General features: G+C 59.6%; 22 protein-coding genes and 1 pseudogene. 18 read left to right on the top strand and 5 right to left on the bottom strand.

The window, feature by feature from the left end:
- The first annotated feature begins 206 nt into the window (after positions 1–206).
- From ACZ1A1_RS17255 to ACZ1A1_RS17315, 13 genes and pseudogenes are all read left to right on the top strand, one after another.
- A complete protein-coding gene (locus tag ACZ1A1_RS17255; protein ID WP_463620863.1) occupies positions 207–2,402 on the top strand; it encodes a TonB-dependent siderophore receptor in 2,196 nt (731 codons plus the stop codon).
- Positions 2,396–3,271 carry an ABC transporter substrate-binding protein gene (locus ACZ1A1_RS17260; RefSeq protein ID WP_463620864.1) on the top strand — a complete coding sequence of 292 codons (876 nt, stop codon included), beginning with the start codon at positions 2,396–2,398 and terminating at the stop codon, positions 3,269–3,271. The genes ACZ1A1_RS17255 and ACZ1A1_RS17260 overlap by 7 nt, the downstream gene beginning before the upstream one ends.
- Positions 3,272–3,285: 14 nt before the next feature.
- Positions 3,286–4,038 (top strand): siderophore-iron reductase FhuF, encoded by a 753-nt coding sequence (gene fhuF, locus ACZ1A1_RS17265; protein ID WP_463620865.1) that lies wholly within the window; start codon positions 3,286–3,288, stop codon positions 4,036–4,038.
- Positions 4,039–4,301: 263 nt separating this feature from the next.
- Positions 4,302–5,474: an L-rhamnonate dehydratase gene (locus ACZ1A1_RS17270; protein ID WP_463620867.1), complete on the top strand. Its 1,173-nt coding sequence runs from the start codon at positions 4,302–4,304 to the stop codon at positions 5,472–5,474.
- 90 nt (positions 5,475–5,564) lie between these two features.
- Positions 5,565–6,290 (top strand): GntR family transcriptional regulator, encoded by a 726-nt coding sequence (locus tag ACZ1A1_RS17275; protein WP_415214338.1) that lies wholly within the window; start codon positions 5,565–5,567, stop codon positions 6,288–6,290.
- Positions 6,291–6,315: 25 nt separating this feature from the next.
- Positions 6,316–7,215 (top strand): ABC transporter substrate-binding protein, encoded by a 900-nt coding sequence (locus ACZ1A1_RS17280; protein ID WP_463620868.1) that lies wholly within the window; start codon positions 6,316–6,318, stop codon positions 7,213–7,215.
- On the top strand, positions 7,212–8,186 hold the full coding sequence (locus ACZ1A1_RS17285; protein ID WP_463620869.1) for an amino acid ABC transporter permease: 975 nt from the start codon (positions 7,212–7,214) through the stop codon (positions 8,184–8,186). Before ACZ1A1_RS17280 ends, ACZ1A1_RS17285 begins: the two co-directional genes overlap by 4 nt.
- On the top strand, positions 8,183–8,941 hold the full coding sequence (locus ACZ1A1_RS17290; RefSeq protein ID WP_463620870.1) for an amino acid ABC transporter ATP-binding protein: 759 nt from the start codon (positions 8,183–8,185) through the stop codon (positions 8,939–8,941). Before ACZ1A1_RS17285 ends, ACZ1A1_RS17290 begins: the two co-directional genes overlap by 4 nt.
- Positions 8,942–10,231, top strand: a complete 1,290-nt coding sequence (locus tag ACZ1A1_RS17295) for an NAD(P)/FAD-dependent oxidoreductase (RefSeq protein ID WP_463620872.1) — start codon at positions 8,942–8,944, stop codon at positions 10,229–10,231.
- A complete protein-coding gene (locus ACZ1A1_RS17300) occupies positions 10,228–10,617 on the top strand; it encodes a RidA family protein (protein ID WP_463620873.1) in 390 nt (129 codons plus the stop codon). Before ACZ1A1_RS17295 ends, ACZ1A1_RS17300 begins: the two co-directional genes overlap by 4 nt.
- A 122-nt stretch (positions 10,618–10,739) precedes the next feature.
- A pseudogene (locus tag ACZ1A1_RS17305) lies at positions 10,740–11,772 on the top strand (hypothetical protein); the annotation flags it as partial.
- 51 nt (positions 11,773–11,823) lie between these two features.
- Entirely contained in the window at positions 11,824–12,183 is a 360-nt protein-coding gene (locus tag ACZ1A1_RS17310) for a type II toxin-antitoxin system RelE/ParE family toxin (protein WP_463620874.1), read from the top strand.
- A complete protein-coding gene (locus ACZ1A1_RS17315; RefSeq protein WP_463620875.1) occupies positions 12,173–12,496 on the top strand; it encodes a helix-turn-helix domain-containing protein in 324 nt (107 codons plus the stop codon). The genes ACZ1A1_RS17310 and ACZ1A1_RS17315 overlap by 11 nt, the downstream gene beginning before the upstream one ends.
- A gap of 176 nt (positions 12,497–12,672) precedes the next feature.
- On the opposite strand, the gene ACZ1A1_RS17320 is transcribed toward ACZ1A1_RS17315, so the two are convergent.
- The 3 genes from ACZ1A1_RS17320 to ACZ1A1_RS17330 are packed head-to-tail and all read right to left on the bottom strand — an operon-like array spanning position 12,673 to position 14,664.
- Positions 12,673–13,398: a protein phosphatase 2C domain-containing protein gene (locus tag ACZ1A1_RS17320; RefSeq protein ID WP_463620876.1), complete on the bottom strand. Its 726-nt coding sequence runs from the start codon at positions 13,396–13,398 to the stop codon at positions 12,673–12,675.
- A 1-nt stretch (position 13,399) separates the two neighbouring features.
- Positions 13,400–14,101 carry a hypothetical protein gene (locus tag ACZ1A1_RS17325; RefSeq protein WP_463620878.1) on the bottom strand — a complete coding sequence of 234 codons (702 nt, stop codon included), beginning with the start codon at positions 14,099–14,101 and terminating at the stop codon, positions 13,400–13,402.
- The gene (locus ACZ1A1_RS17330; RefSeq protein ID WP_463620894.1) at positions 14,098–14,664 is read right to left on the bottom strand and encodes a hypothetical protein; all 567 of its coding nucleotides are present in this window, start codon (positions 14,662–14,664) and stop codon (positions 14,098–14,100) included. The genes ACZ1A1_RS17325 and ACZ1A1_RS17330 overlap by 4 nt, the downstream gene beginning before the upstream one ends.
- Before the next feature lie 658 nt (positions 14,665–15,322).
- Here ACZ1A1_RS17330 and ACZ1A1_RS17335 point away from each other — a divergent pair.
- The 4 genes from ACZ1A1_RS17335 (at position 15,323) to ACZ1A1_RS17350 (ending at position 21,412) form a co-directional block, all read left to right on the top strand.
- Complete coding sequence (locus ACZ1A1_RS17335) at positions 15,323–16,765, top strand: HAD family hydrolase (protein ID WP_463620879.1); 1,443 nt, start codon at positions 15,323–15,325, stop codon at positions 16,763–16,765.
- Between the two features lie 339 nt (positions 16,766–17,104).
- Positions 17,105–19,606: an ATP-binding protein gene (locus ACZ1A1_RS17340; protein WP_463620880.1), complete on the top strand. Its 2,502-nt coding sequence runs from the start codon at positions 17,105–17,107 to the stop codon at positions 19,604–19,606.
- 14 nt (positions 19,607–19,620) lie between these two features.
- Positions 19,621–20,733: a hypothetical protein gene (locus ACZ1A1_RS17345; RefSeq protein WP_463620881.1), complete on the top strand. Its 1,113-nt coding sequence runs from the start codon at positions 19,621–19,623 to the stop codon at positions 20,731–20,733.
- A complete protein-coding gene (locus tag ACZ1A1_RS17350; RefSeq protein ID WP_463620882.1) occupies positions 20,726–21,412 on the top strand; it encodes a hypothetical protein in 687 nt (228 codons plus the stop codon). Before ACZ1A1_RS17345 ends, ACZ1A1_RS17350 begins: the two co-directional genes overlap by 8 nt.
- A 3-nt stretch (positions 21,413–21,415) precedes the next feature.
- Here the strand turns inward: ACZ1A1_RS17350 and ACZ1A1_RS17355 are convergent, their stop codons facing one another.
- Positions 21,416–23,134 (bottom strand): Eco57I restriction-modification methylase domain-containing protein, encoded by a 1,719-nt coding sequence (locus ACZ1A1_RS17355; protein WP_463620895.1) that lies wholly within the window; start codon positions 23,132–23,134, stop codon positions 21,416–21,418.
- A gap of 216 nt (positions 23,135–23,350) precedes the next feature.
- A complete protein-coding gene (locus ACZ1A1_RS17360; RefSeq protein WP_463620883.1) occupies positions 23,351–23,491 on the bottom strand; it encodes a hypothetical protein in 141 nt (46 codons plus the stop codon).
- Between the two features lie 206 nt (positions 23,492–23,697).
- Between ACZ1A1_RS17360 and ACZ1A1_RS17365 the strand changes: the two genes are divergently transcribed.
- The coding region (locus ACZ1A1_RS17365) for a hypothetical protein (RefSeq protein ID WP_463620884.1) at positions 23,698–24,221 on the top strand (524 nt) is incomplete at its 3' end.

Below are 24,221 nucleotides of genomic sequence, written 5' to 3' on the forward strand. Positions count from 1 at the left end.
CAAAAACATGGATTGGCCCGTTTTCGGCGGAAATGGGAAGAGGATGCGAACGGGCCGGAACGTGGCCCGTTCGCGCCCAAAATTGACCTGACAATATTGAGTAAAAAAGTCTAGTTAAATCGTGAAAATCGGTGGGAATGCTGGAAAACCGGCACCGGCTTGCACCGCTCCCGCCGCATGCCTTCATGAAACGACAGGTCTGCCCAATGATGAATTCCGTCTCCTTCCCCCGCGATATCCTCACCCCGCATCGTGGCAGGGCAAGATATGCCGCCCTGGTTTCGGGCGTCGCGCTGCTGACGCTTTCCGGCTCGGGCGCGCTCGCGCAGGACAGCGCCGGCGTGACGCAGCTGCAGGCCGTCACCGTCGAGGGCGGGAATGCAAAGAAGGGCGCGCGCCTGGAACAGCGCGGCTATGTGGCACGTGACAGCGCATCGGCCACCAAGACCGCGACACCGGTCAAGGAAACGCCGCAGTCCATATCCGTCATCACGCGGGGCGCGATGACGGACCGTGCCGTGCAGACGGTTTCCGACAGCCTCGTCTACAGCGCCAACGTCAACGGGCAGCGCTACGGCAACGATACGCGCTCGGAATATTTCACCGTCCGCGGCTTTCCGGCCGACCTCTATCTCGACGGACTGCGCATTCCGCAGATCGCCAACCAGCCGGGCGGCTATGCAGGCTTCCGGGTCGATCCCTATTTCCTCAATCGCGTGGATGTGCTGCGCGGCCCGAGTTCGGCCCTGTTCGGCCAGACGAATGTCGGCGGCGTCATCAACATGGTCAGCAAGGATCCGTCCGAGACGCCCGGCACGGAGGTCTACGGCCGCCTCGGCAGCTTCAACCTGAAGGAGGTCGGCTTCGACACGACCGGGCCGCTCGGCGAAGGCACGGGCATGAGCTACCGGGTCGAGGGCATCTATCGCGACAGCGATACGCAGGTCGATTTCGGCAAGAACGACCGCTTCGCCATCAGCCCGACGATCCGGTGGTCGCCGGACGAGGACACGAGCCTGACGGTCTACGGCGCCTATATGAAGGACGACGCGGGCCAGACGGGCGCGATCATCCCCGCCGTCGGCAGCGTGCTTCCCAACAGCCTCGGCCTCACCATCCCGCGGAATTTCTCCGACGGCGATCCCTCGCTCGCCATCTATGACAAGGAAACGGCCTATATCGGCTACCGTTTCGAGCATGCACTGAACGAAGACCTGACCCTGCGGCAGAACTTCCGCTATTCCTATCTGGACACCAACTACCAGAACCTCTTCACCAGCGGCTGGGTCCTCGGCTCGCAGCAGACGATCACCCGGACGGTCTACAATGCCCAGCCGACGCTCAATGCGCTGGCGCTCGACACCAGCCTGGAATACCGCTTCGACACCGGGCCGGTGCAGCACACCGTTCTCGGCGGTCTCGACCTGCAATGGCAGAAGCTCGCCAACGATACCGGCTCGCTCGTAGGGCCGACGCTGGATATATTCAACCCTGTCTACGGCCTCGGCGTCGCGCCCGCGGCGATCACCGACCATCTCGACCAGGTCCAGCGCCAGGCCGGCATCTATGTCCAGGATCAGATGGAACTGGGCAATTTCCGCCTGACGGTCAGCGGCCGGCAGGACTATGTCAGCATCGATTCCGACAACACCAAACTGTCGAGCGGTATAACGACGTCCTATTCGCAAGACCCCAGCGCCTTCACCGGTCGCGTCGGCGCGGCCTATGTCTTTGACAACGGTTTCGTGCCTTATGCGCTCTACTCAAGGTCATTCCTTCCCGTACTGACGCTGACGGCTCCGCAACTCAAGCCGACGACCGGCGAACTGAAGGAAGTCGGCGTCAAGTACATGTCGCCGGACGAGGACTTCTCCGTCACGCTCTCCGGCTTCGAGGCGACCCAGCAGAACGTCGTTCAGCGCGTCAGCGGGGTCTATTACCAGACGGACGAGGTTCGCGCGCGCGGCGTCGAGCTCGAAGCCACGGCCAATCTGTGGGACGGGCTGAACGTCATCGCCGCTGCCAGCGTGCAGGACCCGGAGATCACCCGCAGCCAGACGGCCTCGCAGGTCGGCAAGATGCCCTTCACGGTGCCGAAGCAGCAGCAATCGCTGTTCCTCAGCTACGAGGTCCCGACGCCCGACAGCTGGGACGGCAAGCTCACCGTCGGCGGCGGCGTGCGCCACATCGGCAAGACGGCGGGCGACACCGCCAACAGCTTCTTCGTGCCGGGCTACGCACTGGTCGACGCCTTCGCCCGCTACGAGCACGACCGCTTCGCTTTCCAGCTCAACGGCTATAATCTCGGCGACAAGAAATATGTCGCGGGATGCGCCACGACCACGCAATGCTACTATGGACAGGGACTGACCGTCGTGGGCACGGTAAGCGTCAAATGGTGATCGGCACGAGCCGCAGGGCCTTCCTCGCCGGCGTGGCGGCGCTGCTCGCCGCGCCGCGTCTGGCCAGTGCGGCCAAGGCGTCAAGGGTCGTCACGCTCGAATGGACGGCGACGGAGATCGCGCTTTCGCTCGGGCTGCGTCCCGTCGGCGTCGCGGAGCTCGACGCCTATCGCAACTGGGTCGCCGTGGAGAACGAGGGGCTGGCGGATGCGGTGGATGTCGGCCGGCGCCAGCAGCCGAGCCTGGAGGCGATCCGCAAGCTTTCGCCCGATCTCATCCTCTCCTCCCGCTTCCGGCATCAGGCCCTGCGGGAAAAGCTCGCCGCACTTGCACCGACGGAACTCCTCGACGACCAGCCGGCGGACGGCGACATGCTGGCGGCTGTCTATGCCGGCGTGCGCCAGGCCGGCAAGGCGCTCGGCCGCGAGGATGCCGCGGCGGCGCTTCTTTCCGGGTTCGATGAACGCGTGGCCGCGTTGAAGGACAAGGTGCGCGCCGGCAATGCCGGCCGGAAGCTCGTCGTCGCGCAGCCCCTACCGGGCACCCCTCGCCTTCGCGTCTTCTCGTCCAACGCCGCCATCGCGCAGCTTCTCGACAGGATCGGCTTTCCGCCAGGCCTTTCCCTGCCGCCGCAGCCCTTCGGCTTCACCGCGATCGACCTGGAGGGCCTCGCCGCGCTCGACGGGGAGACGATGCTGGTCCTGCTTTCCGACAGCGTTCCAGAGGAACTGGCGGAATCCGCGCTCTGGCCGATGCTGCCGGTCGTCACCGCCGGCAAGGTCATCACGGCGGGCGCTGCGAACTGGCCCTTCGGTTCCGTCGCGGCCCTTGCCCGGATGATGGAAACCATCGCCGGAAAGCTTGCCTGAGAAAGCGGTAGCCGATGCAGCAGCCGGATGCCTTGAAGGCCTTCCTCGCGAAGATGTCCGCCTTCGGCGTGCAGACGGTGCTCCTCCCGCTCGCCGATGACAGCCTGCCCTTGTCCGCCCTTCTGGAAAGGGACTGTCTTGCGGAAATGCTCGGCAGATACGGCCGGCGCTATGGGCAGGGGCAGGAACGCCGCGCCGTCGCCACGCAATGGTCGAAGCATTATTTCCTGCAGGTCGTGACGCCCGTTCTCGCCGCGGCGATCCTCATCGACTGGCGGCTGCCGCTTCCCCTGGAGGCGACGGCGCTGGACATGGATGCCGAAGGCGCGATCACGGCCCTTCGCGTTTCGTCCTACGGCAAGGCTGTCGCCCCCTCCTCCGGCACCGACCGTTTCTCGTTCCTGACCCGGGCGCATCTGCCCTTCGTCGTGGATGCGATCAGCCAGGCCAGCGGGCTTTCCCGCCATGTCCTTTGGAGCAATGCCGGCAACCTCTTCGAAGGCGTTGCGCGACGATTGGAGGCCGTTGCCCCGGAAGGTTTCGCCGGCATCCGCGACGCCAGGGCCCTCATGGAGGCCAGCCATCTGGAGGATGGGACGCGCAACCCGCTATACCGCCCCATCCTCTATCTCGACGACGCGCGAACCATCCGCAAGCGCCGTGTCTGCTGCGCCCGCTACCTCATTCCGTCGCTCGGCTTCTGTCGGACATGTCCGAGTCCCCTGATGCAGGAAAATGCCGCCAGACATATCGATGCTCGCTCGTAGTGGCGATCATGCCGCCGCGCATCACAGAGCGGGGAAATTCCCTGGCAGGTTCAGGCCTGCTCGCTCGCGGGCTTCGATGGCCTGACTCCACTGGCACCACAAGCCGGCACGGTTCGAGACCCTGATCCCCGCCGTGATGTTCTGATGCGGCCCTGAAATTCGGGGCTCAGTGTGCGCTGGCATTCGACCGATCCAAGCCCCTCTTGATCTCTCAAATAATTTGGTATACCAAATTCTGAATTCAATAAAAGCACGAGCAGGCCGTGACCAGGATCGTACGCGTCAGAACAAGAGTTTGGAGCTGGAAGGGGCCGGTCGTGCCGCCGCAGCCGCATTTCTGCACCAATGCCAGCGACGTCCTCTACGAGCGCGGCGATGCCATGGGGAGCTTTCGCTTCCATCAATGGCTGACCTGCGAGGTGGAGGCCGATACGGGCGAGATCGGCATCGGCAATGCGGCCCTGGTGCCAGACTTGGTCAAGAAGGCGATCGACGGCTACTATGCGCCGCTCATCATCGGCGAGGATCCGTTCGACTACGCCTATCTGTGGGAGAAGATGTATCGCCGCTCGCTTGCCTGGGGCCGCAAGGGCGTCGGCATGACGGCGATCAGCGCCGTCGACATCGCGATCTGGGACCTCATGGGCAAGCTGACTGGAAAGCCGGTCTTCAAGCTGCTCGGCGGGCGCACCAAGGAAAAGATCCCGGTCTATTATTCCAAGCTCTATGCCGACGGCATCGAGGCGATGCAGCGCGAGGCGCAGGCCGCCGTGGATGCTGGCTACAGCGCCGTCAAATCCCGCTTCGGCTTCGGCCCGAAGGACGGCATGGCCGGCATGCGCGAGAACCTGAAGCGGGCCGAAGCGGTTCGCGAGGTGATCGGCTGGAACCGCGACCTGATGCTGGAATGCTACATGGGCTGGAACCTCGACTATACGCGCCGCATGCTGCCCAAGCTCGAACGGCTGGAGCCGCGCTGGCTGGAGGAGCCGATCATCGCCGACGACCTTCACGGCTATGCCGAGCTCAACCGGGGACCGATCCCCATTTCGGGCGGCGAGCACGAGTTCACGCTCTTCGGCTTCCGTCAGCTTCTCGACATGAAGGCGGTTTCCGTCGTGCAGTACGATACGAACCGCGTCGGCGGCATAACGGCGGCGCAGAAGATCAACGCGCTCGCGGAAGCCCATCAGGTGCCCGTCGTGCCGCATGCCGGGCAGATGCACAACTATCACCTGACCATGGCCAACGCGAACTGCCCGATCGCCGAACATTTCCCGGTCCATGACGTCGAGGTCGGAAACGAGCTCTTCTACTATATCTTCAAGGGCGACCCCGCGGCGAAGGACGGCTTCCTCGATCTCGACGAGACCCGCCCGGGCCTCGGCATCGAGATCAGCGACGAGCACCGCGCGCATTTCGAGGTCGCCGAATGACGCGCATACGGATATTCACCGGCGCCGGATTTTGCCGCACCGCCACGGTGCGGCATAACTCTCCCCGGACAAACCGCAGGAGGCCGGCCGATGAATAGCCAGATCGAACAGCAGAACGATTGGTCCGATGAGATCGCACCCTTGCCGAAGCGCGACAGCCTCGCCAAGGAGGCCGCCGACAGGCTGCGCGAGCTGATCCTCCTTGAAAAGATCGGCGCCGGCGCCGCAATCCCCGAGCGGGAGCTTTCCGACGCGCTCGGGATCAGCCGCACGCCCATGCGCGAGGCCCTGCGGCTGCTCGAGATCGAGGGGCTGGTGGAGTTCACCGCCACGCGCCGCGTGCGCGTCGCCGATCCCTCGCTCGATGAGCTGGAGCAGCACCTGACCGTGCTTGGCGCGCTGGAGGGCCTGTGCGGCGAACTTGCCTGCATCCACGCGACGAATGCGGAGATCGCGCGCATCAACGACCTCAACGAGACCATGCTCGCCGGAAGCGACACGATGGAGCCGCTCGACTTCTTCCGCACCGACATGGCCTTTCATCGCACCATCGTCGAGGCGAGCCGCAATGCGCCGCTGATGGAGACGCACCGGCAATACAACGCCCGGCTCTGGCGGGCGCGGTTCATCTCCTCGCGCCGCCGGCCGGATCGGGCCGGCACCCTGTCGCAGCACAGCGATATCGCCGCCGCCATCACCCGGCGCGATCCCGCGGCGAGCGCGGCAGCGCTGCGCGGGCACCTGCGGTCCACCATCGTCAATATCGGCAAGTCCTGGAGCGAGCGGCACAGTCTCGCCGGGCCCGCCGAGCCGTGAGAAGTTCAATCATCGGGAGGAGAGCATGATGAAACGAACGATCCGCATGACCCTGGCGGCCAGCGCCACGGCCCTCGTCATCGGCCTTGCGCCGGCCACCATCGCGGCCGCCGCCAGCGTCAATGCCGAAGCCGCCGCGCAGGTGCCGGCAGAGATAAAGGAACGGGGCGTCCTGCGGGTCGGGACCAACCTGCCCTACCCGCCGATGGAATTCTTCGCCGACGACGGCAAGACGCCGACCGGCGTGGACGTCGACCTTGCGAGCGAGATCGCGATCCGCATCGGCCTCAAGGTCGAATTCGTCAACATGAACTGGGACGGCCTCATTCCGGCGCTCAACAGCGGCCGCTTCGAGATGATCGCCGCATCGGTCGGCGACTTCCCCGAGCGCCAGAAGCAGGCGGACTTCGTCGACTACATGACGACCGGCGTTTCCGTCGTCGTCGCCAATACGGACACGGCCGACTACCGGACCAATCTCGACCTGTGCGGCAAGCGGCTGAGCGCGGCCAAGGGCACCGACGCCTCGCGCATCGCCAGCGAACTGGCGAAGGAATGCACCGCCAAGGGCACGGCCGGCACGACGGTCAACCCGTTCCCCGACGACAATGCCGGGCTGCTCGCCCTGCGCAGCAAGCGCGTCGACGCCCACGCGATGGACTCGATCTCGGCCGCCTACGAAGCCTCGACCGAGCAGGGCAAGACCCATTACCGGAACGTCCTGCCGGACTTCGCCCCGACCAAGGCGCTCTACGGCATGGTCGTCGCCAAGCGCAACAAGCCGCTGACCGACGCCGTCGCGCTGGTACTCTCCGACATGATCGCCGACGGCGCCTACAAGGCCATCCTGGACAAGTATGGCGTGGGCGGCGAGGCGCTGGCCGCCATCACCGTCAATGCCGGCGGCAAGCAGGACGCGCAATGAGCCCCGGCGCGGCAGGGCATGGGCAGGAAGAAGGAAGCGGCACGCCGCTTCCTTCCATCCCACTTCTGTCGGTGGAGGCCGTTCCGGCCCGCTATCCGGGACGCTGGGCGAGCGCGATCGTCTGCCTCGTCCTCGTCGCCCTCCTGGCCCGCGCCTTCGTCGAATCCCCGCATATCCAATGGCCGGCGGTGGCGGAATATCTCACCGCCGAGGCGGTGCTGAACGGCCTCTGGCTGACCATCGTCCTCACCTTCGCCGCGCAGGCGATCGGCATCGTCGGCGGGATCATCCTCGCCACGATGACCATCTCGCCCAATCCCGTGCTGAAATCCGTCGCGGGCGCCTATATCTGGCTGTTTCGAGGCACGCCGGCCCTCATCCAGATCATCTTCTGGTTCAACATCGGCCTCATTTTCCCGGATATCTTCCTCGGCATTCCCTGGACCGACATCGGCATCAAGGTGGAGACCAACGTGGTCATCACGCCGCTGATCGCCGCCGTCATCGCGCTGGGGCTGAACGAGGCCGCCTATATGTCGGAAATCGTGCGGGCCGGCATCATCTCCATCGACCGCGGCCAGTCGGAAGCCGCGGCCGCCATCGGCCTCACCCATGGCCAGTCGATGCGCTACGTCATCCTGCCGCAGGCCGTGCGCACCATCATCCCGCCGACCGGCAACGAACTGATCGGCATGCTCAAGAACACCTCGCTGGTCTCCGTCATCTCGGCGCAGGAGCTGCTCACCTCCGTCCAGCAGATCTACGCCATGAACTTCCTGACTATCGAGCTGCTCATCGTCGCGAGCATCTGGTATCTCGTCATGACCACCATCGCCACCGTGGCCCAGGGCTATCTCGAACGGTTCTTCGACCGCGGCGCGCGCCGCCCCGCGCGCGCCGGCATCGCGCCCCTGCTTCGTGCCCTCTTCGGCCGGGCCGGCCGCCGGATGGGCGGGGGAGCGCACCAATGAGCCTCCTGCGCGCCGAACATGTCCACAAGACCTATGGCAGCCTCGAAGTGCTGCACGACATCTCGCTCACGGTGGAAAAGGGCGAGGTCGTCTGCCTGCTCGGCCCGTCCGGCTCGGGCAAGTCGACCTTCCTGCGCTGCATCAACCATCTCGAACGCATCGACGCCGGGCGCATCCATGTCGACGGCAAGCTCGTCGGCTACGAGGAGCGCAACGGCCGGCTGCACGAGCTGAAGGAAGCCGCGATCAGCGCGGGCCGCCAGCAGACCGGCATGGTCTTCCAGAGCTTCAACCTCTTCCCGCACCTGACGGCGGCGGAAAACATCATGCTCGGTCCGCGCCGGGTTCTCGGCGTGAATGCCGCCACGGCCGCGGCGGAGGCGGAGGCCCTTCTGGAGCGGGTCGGCCTCAAGGGGCGCGGTCCGAGCTATCCGCGCCAGCTTTCCGGCGGCCAGCAGCAGCGCGTGGCGATTGCCCGGGCCCTTGCCATGAAGCCGAAGCTGATGCTCTTCGACGAGCCGACATCCGCGCTCGACCCGCAGCTTGTCGGCGAGGTCCTCGGCGTCATGCGCGAGCTTGCCGATACCGGTATGACGATGATCGTCGTCACCCACGAAATGGCCTTCGCCCGGGACGTCGCCGACCGCGTCGTCGTGCTGGCGGGCGGCCGCATCATCGAGCAAGGCGCACCGCGCACCGTGCTGGACACCCCGTCCGACCCGCGCACCGCCGCTTTCCTTGGAAAGAGCATCTGAATGGCAGATATTCTCGACGGTCAACGGATCGCCATTGTCGGCGGTGGCCTCATCGGCCTCTTCAGCGCTTATTATCTGGCCGAGCGCGGCGCAAGCGTCGTCATCGTGGAGCGCAAGCGGCCGGGATCCGGCGCGGCGCGCGGCAATGGCGGGCTCATCGTCTGGACGGAGTGCACGCCGCTCGCCGGTCCCGGCGTGCTCGGCCATACGCTGCGCACGCTGTTCTCCCGCACCAGCCCGTTCTTCGTCAAACCGTCCTCATTGCTGGAGAATGCCGGCTTCCTGTACGGCTTTGCACGGCAATGCTCCGAACGGGCGTTCCGCGAGAACCTCGCTCGGCTCGATTTCCTGAACCGCCGGACAGAGACGCTCTACCGGGACCTCAAGGAAAAAGGCGTCGGGACCCGCATCGCGCCGATCGGCATCCTCAGGGTCTTCGCCTCGAAGGAAGCGGCGCTCGCCGACCGGGCCCTTCTTGCGGACCTCGCCGGCCGCGGCCTCGGCCCGCCGCCGGGCCCATTGATGGAAGACGGCGAGCTCAAGACTTTCGAGCCGGCTCTGGCGGGCGCCGCCCGCGCGGGCTTCGTGCAGCAGGGCGAAGCCTTCACCAATCCTTCCGTCACGGTGGACGAGCTCATCGCCGCCGTGCGTGCCAAGGGCGTGGAAATCCTCGAGGACGCGGCCGTCACCGATATCGTGGAGGATGGGCGCACCGTGCGGGTGATTGCCGGAGCGCGCGAGGTGAAAGCGGACAAATGCCTGCTTGCCGCCGGCGCCTGGTCGCGCGACCTCGCGCGGCGGATCGGCCTTGATCTCCCCCTCGTGCCCGGCAAGGGCTACAGCTTCACCGTCCGGCCCGCCGCCGTGCCGCAAAGGGCGATTGCCCTTGGCGACGCCCATGCCGGCGCCACGCCGCTCGGCGAAGGTCGTCTGCGGTTCGCCGGGACGATGGAATTCGACGGCACTTACGACCGTTTCAACCCCCGCCGCATCACGGCGATCAAGGCCGCCGCGGCCCCCTATTTCCAGGGCATCGACTGGGAGGCGAGCGAGGACGAATGGGTCGGCCCGCGCCCGATGACTCCCGACGGCGCCCCCTTCATCGGCAAGGTGCCCGGCCGGGAACGCACCTTCATCGCCGCCGGCCACAACATGCTCGGCCTCAGCCTCGGCCCGGCGACGGGCACCGTCGTCGCCGAGATGATGGCCGGAACCGCCGAGCCCGCCCTGCTTCAGGCCTTATCGCCCCGGCGCTGCCCCTTCCCCACCCTCAAGGAGACACCAAGATGACCCAGACCACAGCCCCCTTCTTCATCCCCGACAGCGACGAGGAATCCATCTCCTCGGATGTATCCGGCATCGGAAACCTGCTCGTGACGACGCAGATCCCCCTGCGCCCGGACGGCTCGATCGAGCTCGGCGACATCACCGCGCAAAGCGAATGCACGCTCGCCAGCCTCAAGGCCTCCCTCGAAAAGGCCGGAAGCCGCCTCGAGGATGTGCTGCATCTCACGATCTACCTGACCGACATGGCCGACCGCCCCGGCTTCAACGAAGTCTATTGCCGCTTCTTCAAGAAACCCTACCCGGTCCGCTGCGCCGTCGGCATCAGCGCCCTCGCCATCGAAGGCATGCGCGTCGAGGTGACGGCGATGGCGGTGAAGACTGCCGGCTGAAGGGGTCTGGCAGGGCCTTCGCCCCGAATGGCTAGCGGTGCTGGATATCGCTCTGACGCATTGGATACTTTAGGGCCCTGGAGAGCGCCAAAAGCCCCGAGACCTTTCGGTTTTCGGGGCTTTTCTATACCCGATGGGAAGAGGACATGCTGAGCGTTCTCTCCAAATCTGTCGCGCGCGGAAACCGGCTGGCTCTGGCAGCATCCGGAACTTGCGCGGAATATAATGCCGATCCCTGGCCTGGTATCCGCGGCAAAAATATAGGCCGCGCAGAAGGATTGGCATGTTGCCTGCGACACATGCTCAAACATGCCGCGCACCGCTCAAAGGAGATTCAGCGTGTCATGCGGGTGCACCGCGACCCCCTTTGAGCCGATCATGTGCGTGCTCGAAGCCGAGAGCCCGCTTGCCGAATACCGCAAGATCACCGACGAGATCGTCAAACACATGCCGGATGAAGATCGCTACCCTCGTGCGGCGGCGGAAGCGGTTCGCTCCTTCCTGATGCTGCGCCTCGGTCTCCATCTGGGCCTCCGTCAGAAGAACCTGCGGCAATTACTCGTCTGCCCGCGCGGGCATTTCCCGACATCCGAACGTCGGCTGGAAGATATGAAACGTGGCGAAATCCGCTGGAGCGAACGCGATCATGGCTGGGAAGTGCTGATCCCTTCCAACGCATTCAAGAACGCCAATTCGTCGTTCTTCGGGTCCAAGCCGTTCCGGCTGATCCTGCCCGACCTGCAGGACCTCTATAAATACCTGAACGCCTATATCGATCGACACCGGCGCATGCTTCTCGCCGGCGCCGAGGATCCGGGCACGCTGTTCGTCAAGACGGTCAAGGTGATCAGCAAGGACGCGGCCTACAACCAGACGACCTTTTACGAAGCGTGGCGGCTCATCATCCAGCGCTATGGCATCTACAATCCCTATACCGGCCGCGGAGCCATCAAGGGGTTGCTTCCCCACGGACCGCACAATGTCCGGGATGTGCTTGCCACCCATATTCTGAAACAGACCGGCTCCTACGAGCAGGCAAGCTATGCGATCCAGGATACGCCCGAGATGGTCGCCAACCACTACGGCCGCTTCCTGCCGCAGGACAAGGCCGCCCTTGCTGCGCGCATTCTCAATCAGGTTTGGGAGGCGGCATGACGATCTTCCCCCTAAACTTGCAAAGTATAGCACCAAGTGCTATATAATCTGATGACAGAACGCGTGTTTAAAACGGCATGGTTCGCCAAGGCGGCGAAGAAGGCACGGATTTCCGACAAAGCCCTGTCGAAGGCGATCCAGCAGGTGGCCGTCGGACAAGCTGATGATCTCGGCGGCGGCGTCTTCAAGAAGCGGCTTAACGACAACATGCATCGTTCGATCGTTCTGGCAAAAGCCGGCGAGTTCTGGGTGTTCGCTTATCTGTTCGCCAAGAAGGACCGGGCCAATATCGATGACGACGAGCTTCTGGCCTTCCGGAAGCTTGCCGAACTTTACCGGCGTAAGACGCAGGCCGATCTTGAAGCGGAAATCGGGATCGGCGCCCTGCTGGAGATAGACCATGACGACTAAGCGCAAGTTCAAGAGCGATGCCTTTGAAGCGATCCACAGCGCGGTCACAGGCATGTATGAAGCCGGGACCGTCAACAAGGAAACCATGCGGACCTTTGATGCGGATTGCCTCGCGGTTCCACAGGAACTGACACCTGGCGAGATCAAGGCGCTCCGCGAGAATAATCATGTCAGCCAGCCGGTGTTCGCACGTTATCTGAATACCAGCGAGTCTACAGTTCAGAAATGGGAAACCGGCGCCAAGCGACCGAGCGGACCTGCGCTGAAGCTTCTGTCGATTGTCCAGAAGCATGGGTTGCAAATGCTCGGATGAAGGATCTGAAACAAGCCAAAACCGCCAACGGTCATCACGCCTATAAGAGTGTTTCCAAGCTATGAATGGCGATACAAATCCTCGGACAATATATCCGACGATCCGAGGATTTGTGTCAATGTCTTGCTGCGCGGCTCACCATCAAATCGCCCGGACTGTGCTCATCGAGCGCGGGATCATGCCCTTCTGACGTAGATGCTCGCCGTCGCGTGGGTGCCGGAGATTTCCGTCACAGCCCCTGTCGCGGTTCGCGAGATCGAAAGAAGGCCGCGATCATCATGCTTGGCCTCGTTGGCCGGAAACCGCCCTTCGGCAAAAGCATTCTGCACGTCCGGGTCCATTGCCCAGAAGCCATCTGTCCCGATAAACAGTACCTGATCCTGCAGGTCGACCAATGTCAGATCAGGAGCAACGAAGTTCTTCGATCGGAAGCTACGGGTGAGGACATGTCTTGCGTCTAACTTGGCGAGAATGGCATGCGGAACGGCGGATAGCGCGTTTGCAAGCGTATGTGGCTGTATAAGCCACGATATCTGCCCTTTGCCGTCGCGATGGCCGAGAAGGCAATCACCGGCGTGCAATGCGATGGCCCGTCGTGCTGTGTCTGCGCAAAACAGGACATAGCTTGCTGAGTCTCTTCGAAAGTCCCCAGCGAGGGCCGCATGCGTCAGACGAAGCTGTTCCGTAATGGTCGCGGCTGTGGTGTCGGCGGTTGTCGTCACAAACCAATCGACCAGCCGTTGCGCGATCTCTTGCGCGAACAGCCCGCTCGCCGGCCCCGAGGTCGACCCGTCGAGAACGATTGCCAGGATTGAATCACCACGAATACCAACGCCGGCATGATCACGATTATCGGCTGTTCTCGTTCCCTGCTGACAATGCCATTGGATCGCAAAGGCCATGTCAACGGCCTTCCAATCGGCTTATCGCGATCAGGCGATCGTAGACGATGTCGGTGCGGCCTGTCGGGCCGCGAACATTTCCTTCGAGGAAATGATCGAAGTTTGGATCTTCCAGCACCGCGGTTATCTGCTCGGCAATATAGGCCCGGATGTCGGGCTCGGCCGCGGCGATCTCCTCCATGAGTTCCTCCCGTCCATCGACGAGCAGGAGAATGTCCTCGGCATCACGGCTACCGATGAGGTCGTCCCCACCACGTCCAAGATACGCTTCAAGCTTGGTCGCAACGAAAAGAGGAGACGTAAGGTGCCGGATCTCCAGCCCCTCCTCCAGTACCGCCAGGACGGCCGTCTCGATGCCCCTGGCGTACCAGCGATTGCTGAAGCCGAGAATCGCCTCGTCGTCCGGCATGAAGTCGACCTTCAGCTCACCAAGCTTCATACGGCAGATGACATTGTCGTCAGCCGCCTCAGTGAAGCCACGCTCACGCAGCCGAGCCATCAAGTCCGCCCATTCCGCGAATCCAGCGAGATCGACGATGAGGTCGATGTCGTCGGTCGCCCTGACGCCTTCCAGGGTGATCGGGTCAGTGATGTAGAGCGCGGTCGTGCAGCCGCCGACAAAGACGAGGCGTGCTCGAAGCTCGCCACCGAGAGCCAAGGCGACAGCTTTCAACATTTCCTTCAACTGACCTTGAATGGTCATGCCAGCCTCTCGGTCAGCAGGCTAGTAGCCAGATTGGCCTCGCGCGAATTGCCGAGACGGATGGCATCTACGAGTGCGAGGTAGGCATAGAGACGCTCGTCCTTTTCCGCAGCTTCCGGCACGGTTTTGAAGAGCGGCTCGATCGATTGGCCCATCTCCCGACCACGCGCATAGGGCCAGACGCTGATAAGGCTGCCGGCGCTGTGCAAGGATTCTCGGAGAACAGGCGCAGCAAATGCCGTCGCCAGCCCACGCTGCATGGCACCCGGCTTCGCCGGAAAGACATACTTTAGTCCATGAACGATGAATTCGAGAACCTGACGCCGGTTCGCCTTCGGCCGGCCCGTCTTTCTATCCTTCACCGCAATGCCGGAGTTGAGGCTTCGTTTGATCGAGGCGCTGACTTCGGTCTTGCTGATACCGAGGGCTGTTTCGAGGCCCCGCACGGAATAGGGATCCTCGCCCATAGCGACTCCCTGGCGTACAGGTTGCTGACCGTTCTCTTGCTCGCCGTCCTCCAAGCTTGCCAGCTTGAGCAAGACGACCACATCCTGGCTCTTCATCATTGAAACTCCCATGTCCTCCGTCCTCGGACAAAGGACACCTCATCATATCGCTTGCTGGTCTGTCAATGACGTGCCGCAGAAACGGGTAATCCCGCCGACAATTTCCCTTTGTCCTCCGTCCGCGGACGGAGGACAAAGGGACGGGAGATAAGAAACTCCAACACCACCTATAAATGGCGGATATTTCCCGGCAGCTTTAACATTCGCCCTACAAATAAGCCAAATCTTAAGTCTCCGATATTCGATGCTCTTGAAGGGATTCGAACACACGGCCCGTGATCACACTTCCAGGATTCGTCAGATAAGGCAGGAGCTTAGCCTAGATGAACATCCAAACGGGATCGGATGCGGATCGGCCGCGCTGCAAGCATCGTGGCAAATCGGGATTCTGAGCATGCGTGTCAAACGGAGCCCGACCTCCAACGTAACCCCGGGCGTAGAAGAAATCGTTTGCAGCCAGTTCTTCGCCGCTTTGACCTACATTTACTGCCGCGCATGGCAGTGGCCTACTTCCGTAGCGGCTCGTTCGACGTAGGTCTATGATCAGCAGACAGACAACGTTATTGTCCTGAGGTGTTGCGCTGCGACCCGGCGCACTCAAATGTGCTTAGCTCTGGCTCCTAACCGCGCCACCATAAATTTTGAAAGGCATCTCGTGCCGCGCAAAGTCGTCGATACCCTCATCCTTGATCTGGACAACACTCTTTTTGATTGGTTCGCGGTTTGGTACGCATCCTTTGCGCCGATCTATAGTGAGATACTAAAAAAGACCAACCGCGCTGAGGCCGAGATCCAGGCTGACATTCGAAACGTGCATCGGACACGTCGCACCTCGGAATACACATTCCTTCTCGAGGAAATCGAAGCACTTACCGATTTGCGTCAACGCGGGGACATCCGAGCAGAGTTTCGAGAGTCGATCGAACTATCGCGGCAAGGTCGGGATCTCAACCTCAAACTCTACCCGAGCGTTTTCAGATCCCTGTGGCGGATCAAAGACCAAGGTACCAAGATCGTCGCTTACACCGAGTCGATGGCGTTTTATAGCGCGTACCGTCTGAAGCGTTTTGGCTTGGACGGTGTAATAGATGTAATGTTCAGTCCTGAGGACCACGATATGCCAAGCGGCGTGTCGGTCGACAGCATGCGAAGACTTCCAGAGGAATTCTATGAATTGCAAGTGACTGAATCACGCCACACTCCGCCGGGTGAACTCAAGCCAAATCCCCGCGTGTTGCTAGATATCATCAAAGCGGTAGGCGCAACGATCGATCGTTGCGCCTACGTCGGAGACAGCCTTTTCAAAGATGTTGCGATGGCGCGCGATGTCGGTGTCTTCGACATTCACGCGAAATACGGCGAGAGTCAGCGCCGCCCTGAATACGACCTTTTAAGGCAAGTATCCCATTGGACCGAGGAAGATGTGCAGCGTGAAAAGGCTATCGTTGAAAAGGGCCACGACTTCGAGCCAAGCGCGGTACTGAACGATTCCTTCGCTGAAATCTTTATTCACTGCGACTTCGAGTCCTTCGATCTCAAGCCAAGTGCAATCGTTGATGACAAAACCGCAACCCAATTTGCCCTTGAAACCTGGAAGAAGACCGTCGACGTCCAGCAGCATTTTAATGATCTCGAAATGCGCATAAGGAATTTCGCGATAACGGTAGTGGGCGCGCTGATCGCTTCGGTGGGTTTCACCTATCAGCAGGGCCTTCAGGCGGATGTTTTTGGTGTCAGGATTTCAGCGGGCGTGGGGCTTGTCCTCGCAGCCGGCTTCGCTTGGCTAGCCTTCTTTTTTATGGATCGATATTGGTACCACATCTTCCTCCGAGGAGCGGTTAAACACGCCAGCACGATCGAAAAAGAGTTCGCCGACCGAATTCCGGGAATAGGCCTCGGCACAACGATCTCACAAATGAGCGGTGATGTAAAAATCCTCTGCTGGAAAACGAATTCCGAACGACGGCTCACAATATTCTATGCGGCTGGTTTAGCCATGCTGGGAGTAGTACTTGTCACCCTGATTATCGCGCAACCTCAACGTCCTGCTGCGTTGCTGCATGATACGCGCGTTTTGGAGGAGCTTAAACAACCATAGCATTAAGTTGTTGCCGCCTCGAATTAAACCTTTTCCGAGCATCTACCTCCTCGGCCAAAAGGGCGATTTTGCACATCACTCTTGAACTTGGCGAGGCGATACAGTTTAGCCACTTCAGTATTTCTCTACTCAGGCTGGCGTTTGGTGGATGCCCAAGGTTGAAATACCGAGGCAACAGCCTTAACGTGCTTGCAACGCAGAGGGGAGTAATAGCTGCATCGCAATTTCGAAATGACAGCTTGCTATAGGACGCCCGGTTCAACGCACTTAATCAACGTGGCCTCCTACCTCTGCCTTCAAGCACACGGTCTAACAAGGATCGACGCTCACGTGAATAAAATGACCGAAGACGAGATCATTGGCTACCCTTTTCGCTTGGGCGGTACTTGGTACATACGAAAAGCTTGGAATGCAGACGAACTGGTCGAGCTGATCACCGCAGCTAGCGTCTTCGCTGGAATATCCACGGGCATGCTTACTGTCGTCCACGGCGTCTACGTCGATACAAACCGGGAAGGCGTCCTGAGCTTTCAAGTCTCGCATGCTGAGCACCCTACAGAATACGACGGCGATCTGGATCACGGGATCAATATTGACCCGAGAAAGATCGTCGAAGCTGAGATCAGTAAGAAAATCCCGAATTGGCGGCTTATAGAAGCGGCCAGCCGGGAGTTTGTTGATGACGATCCCGACAGAGTGCGATTCTCTGTCGATGCGGCCCATATCCAAAGGCTCGGCGAGCAGCTTGTCAGCAAGCAGGAAACCGCGCTCTCCGAACTCATCAAGAACGCCTACGATGCAGACGCAACCAAGGTCACGCTTACATTCAGCAATCAGGATAAAATAGGCGGCAGTCTCGTCATCGAAGACGATGGCGTGGGGATGACCGAGGAAGTCATTCGGTCCTCGTGGATGCGGATATCAACGAACGCGAAAGACACCCAGCCCACCTCCCCAGTGTTCGGTCGTGCTCGCGCTGGTAAAAAGGGTATTGGACGCTTCTCTGTGCAGCGCTTAGGAAAGCGCCTCACTTTCGTGTCCAAGCCAGCGGGTGAAGAGTTTGGCTATCGGGTTCAGTTCGACTGGGACCGCGACTTCATTGCGGGTGCCTCGCTTCAGGACGTGTTCAGTTCGATAGAGCGCTTTGCAAAGCCCACTGAAGATCAAGGCACGCGACTACAAATCGACGACCTACGCGAGCGGTGGTCAGCCGCGGATATCGAAAAGGTATGGCGGGCAGTAGTGCTGCTCCAGCCTCCTTTCCCCGTTGGAACCGACGATACCCACGCTCTCCTGATTGGTAACTACAGAGCAGATCCCGGTTTCAAGGTGGAGATAAATGACGTTACTCAGGAAGCCCAACGAGAGCTGTTTTCGATCGAGAAGTCCTTTCTCTCCCAAGCACTCGCGACAATTCAGGCTAGAATTGACGAGACTGGACTCGCGACACTGCGAGTTACATCGGAAAAACTGCAGCTAGACGAGACGGCTGAGTATGACGAAAAACTTCTCTTGACGGGTCCGGTAAAGCTGGAAGCACGCTATTTCATTTATAATTCCGCGAGCTTATCCGGGATGTCCGCGCCGCAAGCGACTCGGATGGGCCGTGAATTTGGTGGAATTAGAATTTACAGAAATGGTTTTCGCGTGCAGCCGTATGGCGATCCGGCCGACGACTGGCTCCAGCTAGCGGGCGACACCTCACGCAGAAATATTCTTGTCCCAGCCAACAATTCAAACTTTTTTGGTCAGGTTAGCATACCACCTTTGGCAGAATCGCTCTTCGAAGAGACGAGCAGCCGAGAAGGTTTGATTGAAAACGAAGCATTTATCGAACTACGAGAATTTACTCGCTGGGCGGTGGAGTGGGCCGCTCTGAGGATCGCCTCGGTCCGCAAGCGAAAAACGAAGGCGAGCGAGCGCAACTTCGTACCCGAGCAGAAAAAGCCTTCAGAAGTCCTTAGAGATTTCCGAGAGCGCCTTATTACCGGGCAGCCAGACAAAAACGTCGATGAAGACGTTAAGGAAAGCTTTGCCGAGGCTGAACAGCTCATCGTCGAATACGAGCGGGTCGTTGAGCAACAGCGAGCGGCCTCTATTGAATATGAGGAGATGCTACGGATACTAGCATCGCTCGGAATCTCGATTGGCGTCTTTGGTCACGAGATCAAAGGTTCACAGGGTGCGCTGGTGTCAAACCTGCACCTACTGAACGATCTCGTTGCCGAGGCTAAAGATCCTGTTTTGAAGTCCAAGCTTTTGGATCAGCACTCAGAGCTGCAGAAGGCAGTAAGTCGCGTCTTCGATATCGGGGGATACATCGCCGGATTGCTTTCGCAGACCGAGAGCCGAGAATTGCATGAGCTATCGGTAGGGGGGGCCGTCCAACGTTTCGTGGCACAATTCAAGAACTACATGACCAAGCAGGGTGTCGAATTCCTTCTCGACATTTCGCCGCCCTCTCTCCGCACTACCGCGATGCACTCGGCCGAGTTCGACGCTGTACTGCTTAACTTCTTGACTAACGCCGTAAAATCGATGAAACGCGCCAAGGCCCATCCTAAGAAAATCAGGATATCTGCGCGGAAAATCGACCAAGACATAGTGCTCGCATTCGAAGACAACGGCACAGGGTTGGAACCAGGAATCAAGGATCGCATATTTGATCCGTTCTTTACGACCAGCGCCAGCATGGAAGAGGACGGAATCGCGGGACCCGGCACGGGCTTAGGGCTCAAAATCGTATCAGATATCGCCGAGAGTTACGGTGGATCCGTCACGGTCGCCACGCCAAGCCAAGGGTACAATTTCAAAATCGAATTTCGCATTCTCTCAAAATAGGACTTCAGCAATCAATGTATAAGGGCGTTTTTGTCGACGACGCAGACGAGGCTTACGCTGGGGTCATGAGCACGGCGGGTGAACTGGAATTCGAATTCCTAAAGGTATGTCCTTTGACCGCCCAGGCCCTAGCTATCCGCGAACGTAACCCGGATGTGGTTGCCCTTGACTATAGGCTTGACGAAGTCGATGCGGGTATTGAGGCTGGGCATACCTACAAAGGCAGCGGACTAGCTCAGCTTCTCCGGGATGTGGCTATCACGAATCCCGCCGGCGATTTCAGTCTCGTGCTGGTCTCCAACGAAACCAAGCTCAAGGCGGCATACGATCCCGATAAGACAGCCCACGATCTATTCGATAAGGTGTACTCGAAAGAAGAGGTCAATGAAAACCGGGATCGCGTCAGAAAAGAACTGAACGCTCTTGCCCGTGCATACGAGACCCTTCGAAAGATGGACGGCAAGTTCGACATCTCGACGATCCTCGGCTCAAACGACCTCGATACCCAGCAGCTCGACAGTCAGGAACTCCGTCGTTCATTCGAGAGCGCGGCGGCCCCGCATCTTATCGTTCGCCAGTTACTTCGGAACATGATCGAAAGGCCCGCCATTCTGATCGACGACCATTGGGCATGTGCTATGCTCGGTATTCATCCGGAAGACTTTCATTTGATAGCGCCCGTGCTGGAAGCCGAAGGCGTCGCATACACTGGACTTCTGGGAGATGGATGGCGCAGATGGTGGTCAGGACGGCTCGAGGACTTCAGCGAGAGGATCTTTGAGGATCGGTCGTCGGGCCTTACCTCCGCTGAACGTGCAACGAAACTGAGCGATGCACTAGGAAAGGCGATCAGGCCGAATGCGTCCCCCTGGAACGATAGTGTCGACGAATATCCGGTATTCGCCTGTGCTTCATGCGGTCGTCCGGCGGAACTTCGGCATTCGCTTGCTGCTTATGATCCTCGCGCCCCGCGATATGCAACCCGTAGGCGAATCTGCTGGGATTGCATTCAGAAAGACATCTATAAGCATCTAAACTCACCTTTGGAAGTAGATGAAACAGATGAAGACCTTGTAGCCGACGTTCAGCGAATGGAACGCGCTGTGCCGACGGTGGAAAATGACTGATTTCAGGGCGGAAGAAGCTGGAAAAGCTCTTAGTGTTATTGCGGAAAAGCTGCACTTGGCCGGTATACTTACTCAAGAAGGTCGCTCGGCGCTTTCCGATGAAAGCAAGAATATAATCAAGCAGAAGAGGTCAAAGTCCTGGTCTCTAGAAATTAAGCCCGCGCGGCCAATTTCTTTTGCTCGCGCTAAGGACAAAGACGGTAACGACATACAACTCAACCTCATTTCGAAAATTAAAGTCGCTCAGATCGACGAACAACATCCGCCATTTGAATCTCTCGATATCGCATTGGAGATGTTTGACCGTGCCGGTGATCCAATCGGAAGATGGCATGTAGATCGGGCGAATGCGGGGCAGAGTGGCCCGACCTACCACTTGCAGTTCGGCGGTCATGCGCGGGGACATCGCTCAACGGATTTTCCCGTCCAGGAACCACGTTGGTGTCATCCACCAATGGAAATCGCCCTACTCTGCGAAGTTATCTCCGCAAATTTCTTCGAGGCGCTTTGGAAAAAACACCTTCGCGACGATCCCGCATGGTGCAAATCGATTCAGCTCTTCCAACAGCTCTGCTTCGAAGCCTACGCAAAAATACTCGCGGATTGCCTACGCGTCGGTCAGTCGACGGCGCTGGGCTCAATGTGGGGTGATCGTTGGGTGCGAAAGCCGAAAAAATAGAGATCAAGGGCGGCGGCGCTGGCGCACCACTGCAAGAGCCTGAATAAGGTCACTGGAAATTTTCTTCGCCCAGGTCAGGCCGGCAGCCTCATATATGAAGGTGTCAGCTCGCATGGCTGCTTCGACTCGGCTTCCGCGCCGAAGCAATTGGTCGAGTTCTTTGAACACCGAATTCAACTCGGCTGTCCCAACTTTAGGCATCAGTAGCTGCAGCCGCTCGGCGTCACGTGGCTCATGTTTCAAAACGCCAGATCCGTATCTTCGCCCCACGATCTCGGCCGACATCTGACTGAATGACGTCAAGATGCTGACAGCGGCCAACTTGCGCGTTTTGGCTGACGCTGCCGCAGCATGAAAGAACACGCGATGGATCGTGTTCGTCGATGTCCCATCGGTCGCGTTGAGCACAAGTCGCGGGCCATCGTGATGCATCACCGGAAAGAAAGCGTCTGGACGTCTGCCATCATATGTCTCAGACCAATGAGCGCGTTTGCGAAAGGTGCTGTTGTCCTCGCGCCGCTTGGTATCAAAGGTCGATAGGTATCTCTCGATCGGCGCAGACTGGTCTTCTTTCCCAAGGGAAATCAAAAACGTCTTACCCCCTTCCGCAGCGTAGTTCTGGAAATCCTCGTCAACAAGAGCGATGCTCGCTGATGCCTTGAATTTCGAAAGCACTTTGATGCAAACCGACTCGGGAATCCCGGCTGCTTCCAAGCCCGAGCGACTTAAGACGAAAAAATGGTTTGCGCCGGTAACAACCCCGATCTGGACTTTGGCGAGCTTGCCAAACATCAGTACGCTCTCGTGAGAAGCCACCGCCGAAAACAGCTTTGTCTCAGCTGACGTCAGGCTGAGGATAGCCGCGCTGGGGCCGCTTAAGTCGCCAGTCCAGAGGCCTTCAGTCCATCGCGCGATCGTCTTCTCGAGTTCCTCAAGATCTGCAGCTATCCCGACAGCCATCCTTCCATCTGTCTCGGACTCCAAGAAACCATCGGCAAGCAAGACCACCGTTTCCTCGTCAGTTCCTTCCGAAATGAAGAGTCGATCACGTACCACGAATGCAGCGATGCGTTCGAAGCGCCGCGGCAAATAATCCCTCAGCGCTTTTGCGTAGTCGGCCTGCATGAACGCACCGGGCAGAACCCAAGCCATACGTCCGCCAACTTCGATGAATCTTAGACTATGCCAAATGAAATAGGCCCAAAGGCTACTCCGACCACCAACACCTGTTACTGGCCACACGCGCGAGGAGAGCTCTCGTACCCTTTCCTTCCCAATGCGTTGATGGGGGATATATGGAGGGTTCCCAATCACCGCCGTGAATTTGCTCGGCCAAGCGTCAACTTCAAAACAGTCGAGGAAATCGCCCTGCACGAATCCATCCAGGTCGCGATGGCCGTCGAACAGTTTTGAGAGATGGGTAAACGCCAAAGAGTCGATATCGCAGCCAAACACTCTTTTCGCAGGTTCAGCTGCCCCCTTGCGCGCCAGCGTCGATAAAGCGGAAGCAAGGAATCCGCAACCGCCGAAGCTGGGCTCGAGGACAAGATCACTAGCGCGCCGGATTGCCCAATCCGATAGCATCCCGCTAAGCCGTTGCGGCGTGTAGAATGCCCCGAGTTGGCGACGTTCTTCCAACCCCCGTACTGCATTAGTCTCATCGAAGGCGACTGGCTCGCCTGCCTGCGTGTCCATAGCGGAATGGACGTTCACAAAATTCATCACGGCGCGCTCAGCCTGCTGGAGATATGGATGACCCGTTCGAATACCACGCCTAACCTAACTCCGACTCTCGCCTAAAGGCTCTACGATATAACTCTTTAACAAACTGTCGCCGCCAGCGACAACTGGCTGTGCATTGCAACCGGCTACGATCACTCACGGCGTTCGACTACACTCGTCAGCCCGATGCCGATGACAATGCGCCTGACCGCCGCTTCATTCGATAGGTAATGTCTCCACGTCCGTTTCGCTTTCAACGCCTTCCGAGGCGGCGACTTCGTTCTGAGCCGCATCCCGGCTAAGCAGCCCCGCATCCTCCAGCGCCTCGATGTCGGGCAGATCGCGCAACGTCTCCATGCCGAAGGCGTTGAGAAACTGTTTGGTCGTGACATAGGTATAGGGTGAACGTCGGGGCGGAACCGGGCGAGGCGACGGGCGAATCCATGACCGCCATCCTATAATGGATGCGCGGTTTATGCTATAGATTGTGACACAAACCGCACAGCCGGTCTTTCCATTATAATGATGGATAAGGTTGGCTTATCAAATAGATAGGGCGTTCCGTGACGTTACCCGCATTGCCGCCGAAGCTGCAAGCTGTCTTGCATGATTTGCTGCGCGTACTCTCCGTAACTACTCTCATACAGCCTGACAGGAAGCTGACGATCTCCCTGAGCAGAGACACACTGCTCCCGGCTTTTTGCGGTAAAACGATCCGGCAACTGGGTGCGGAACGCCGGGCCGAAGATGCACTGGATTATCTCGAATCCATCAGATCAGTCGCCGGTCAGATCTTCCGCCAGGCTCCAGCCGCAGCCAATAACATCCACTGCGGCTTGGTGATTTCCCACATTTTCAGCGGTTGCGGGTTCAAATCCCATGATTCCACTATACGATTGATTTATAATGGTATTTCTTTGGAAAGATACCAACAAAAATTGTGGCTGTCAGTGGATTTAAAAAGACTTCCATGGACGCTACTGAGGCGATTTTCCATGCGTTATTGCGATAAATGGGTCGGGAGGAGTAGACGTTCTTGGCTGTCAGTGGACGTCTATGGAAGATGGAAAATATTGGTTGCGGGGGC

It is taken from the genome of Shinella sp. R2-11, assembly GCF_055330205.1.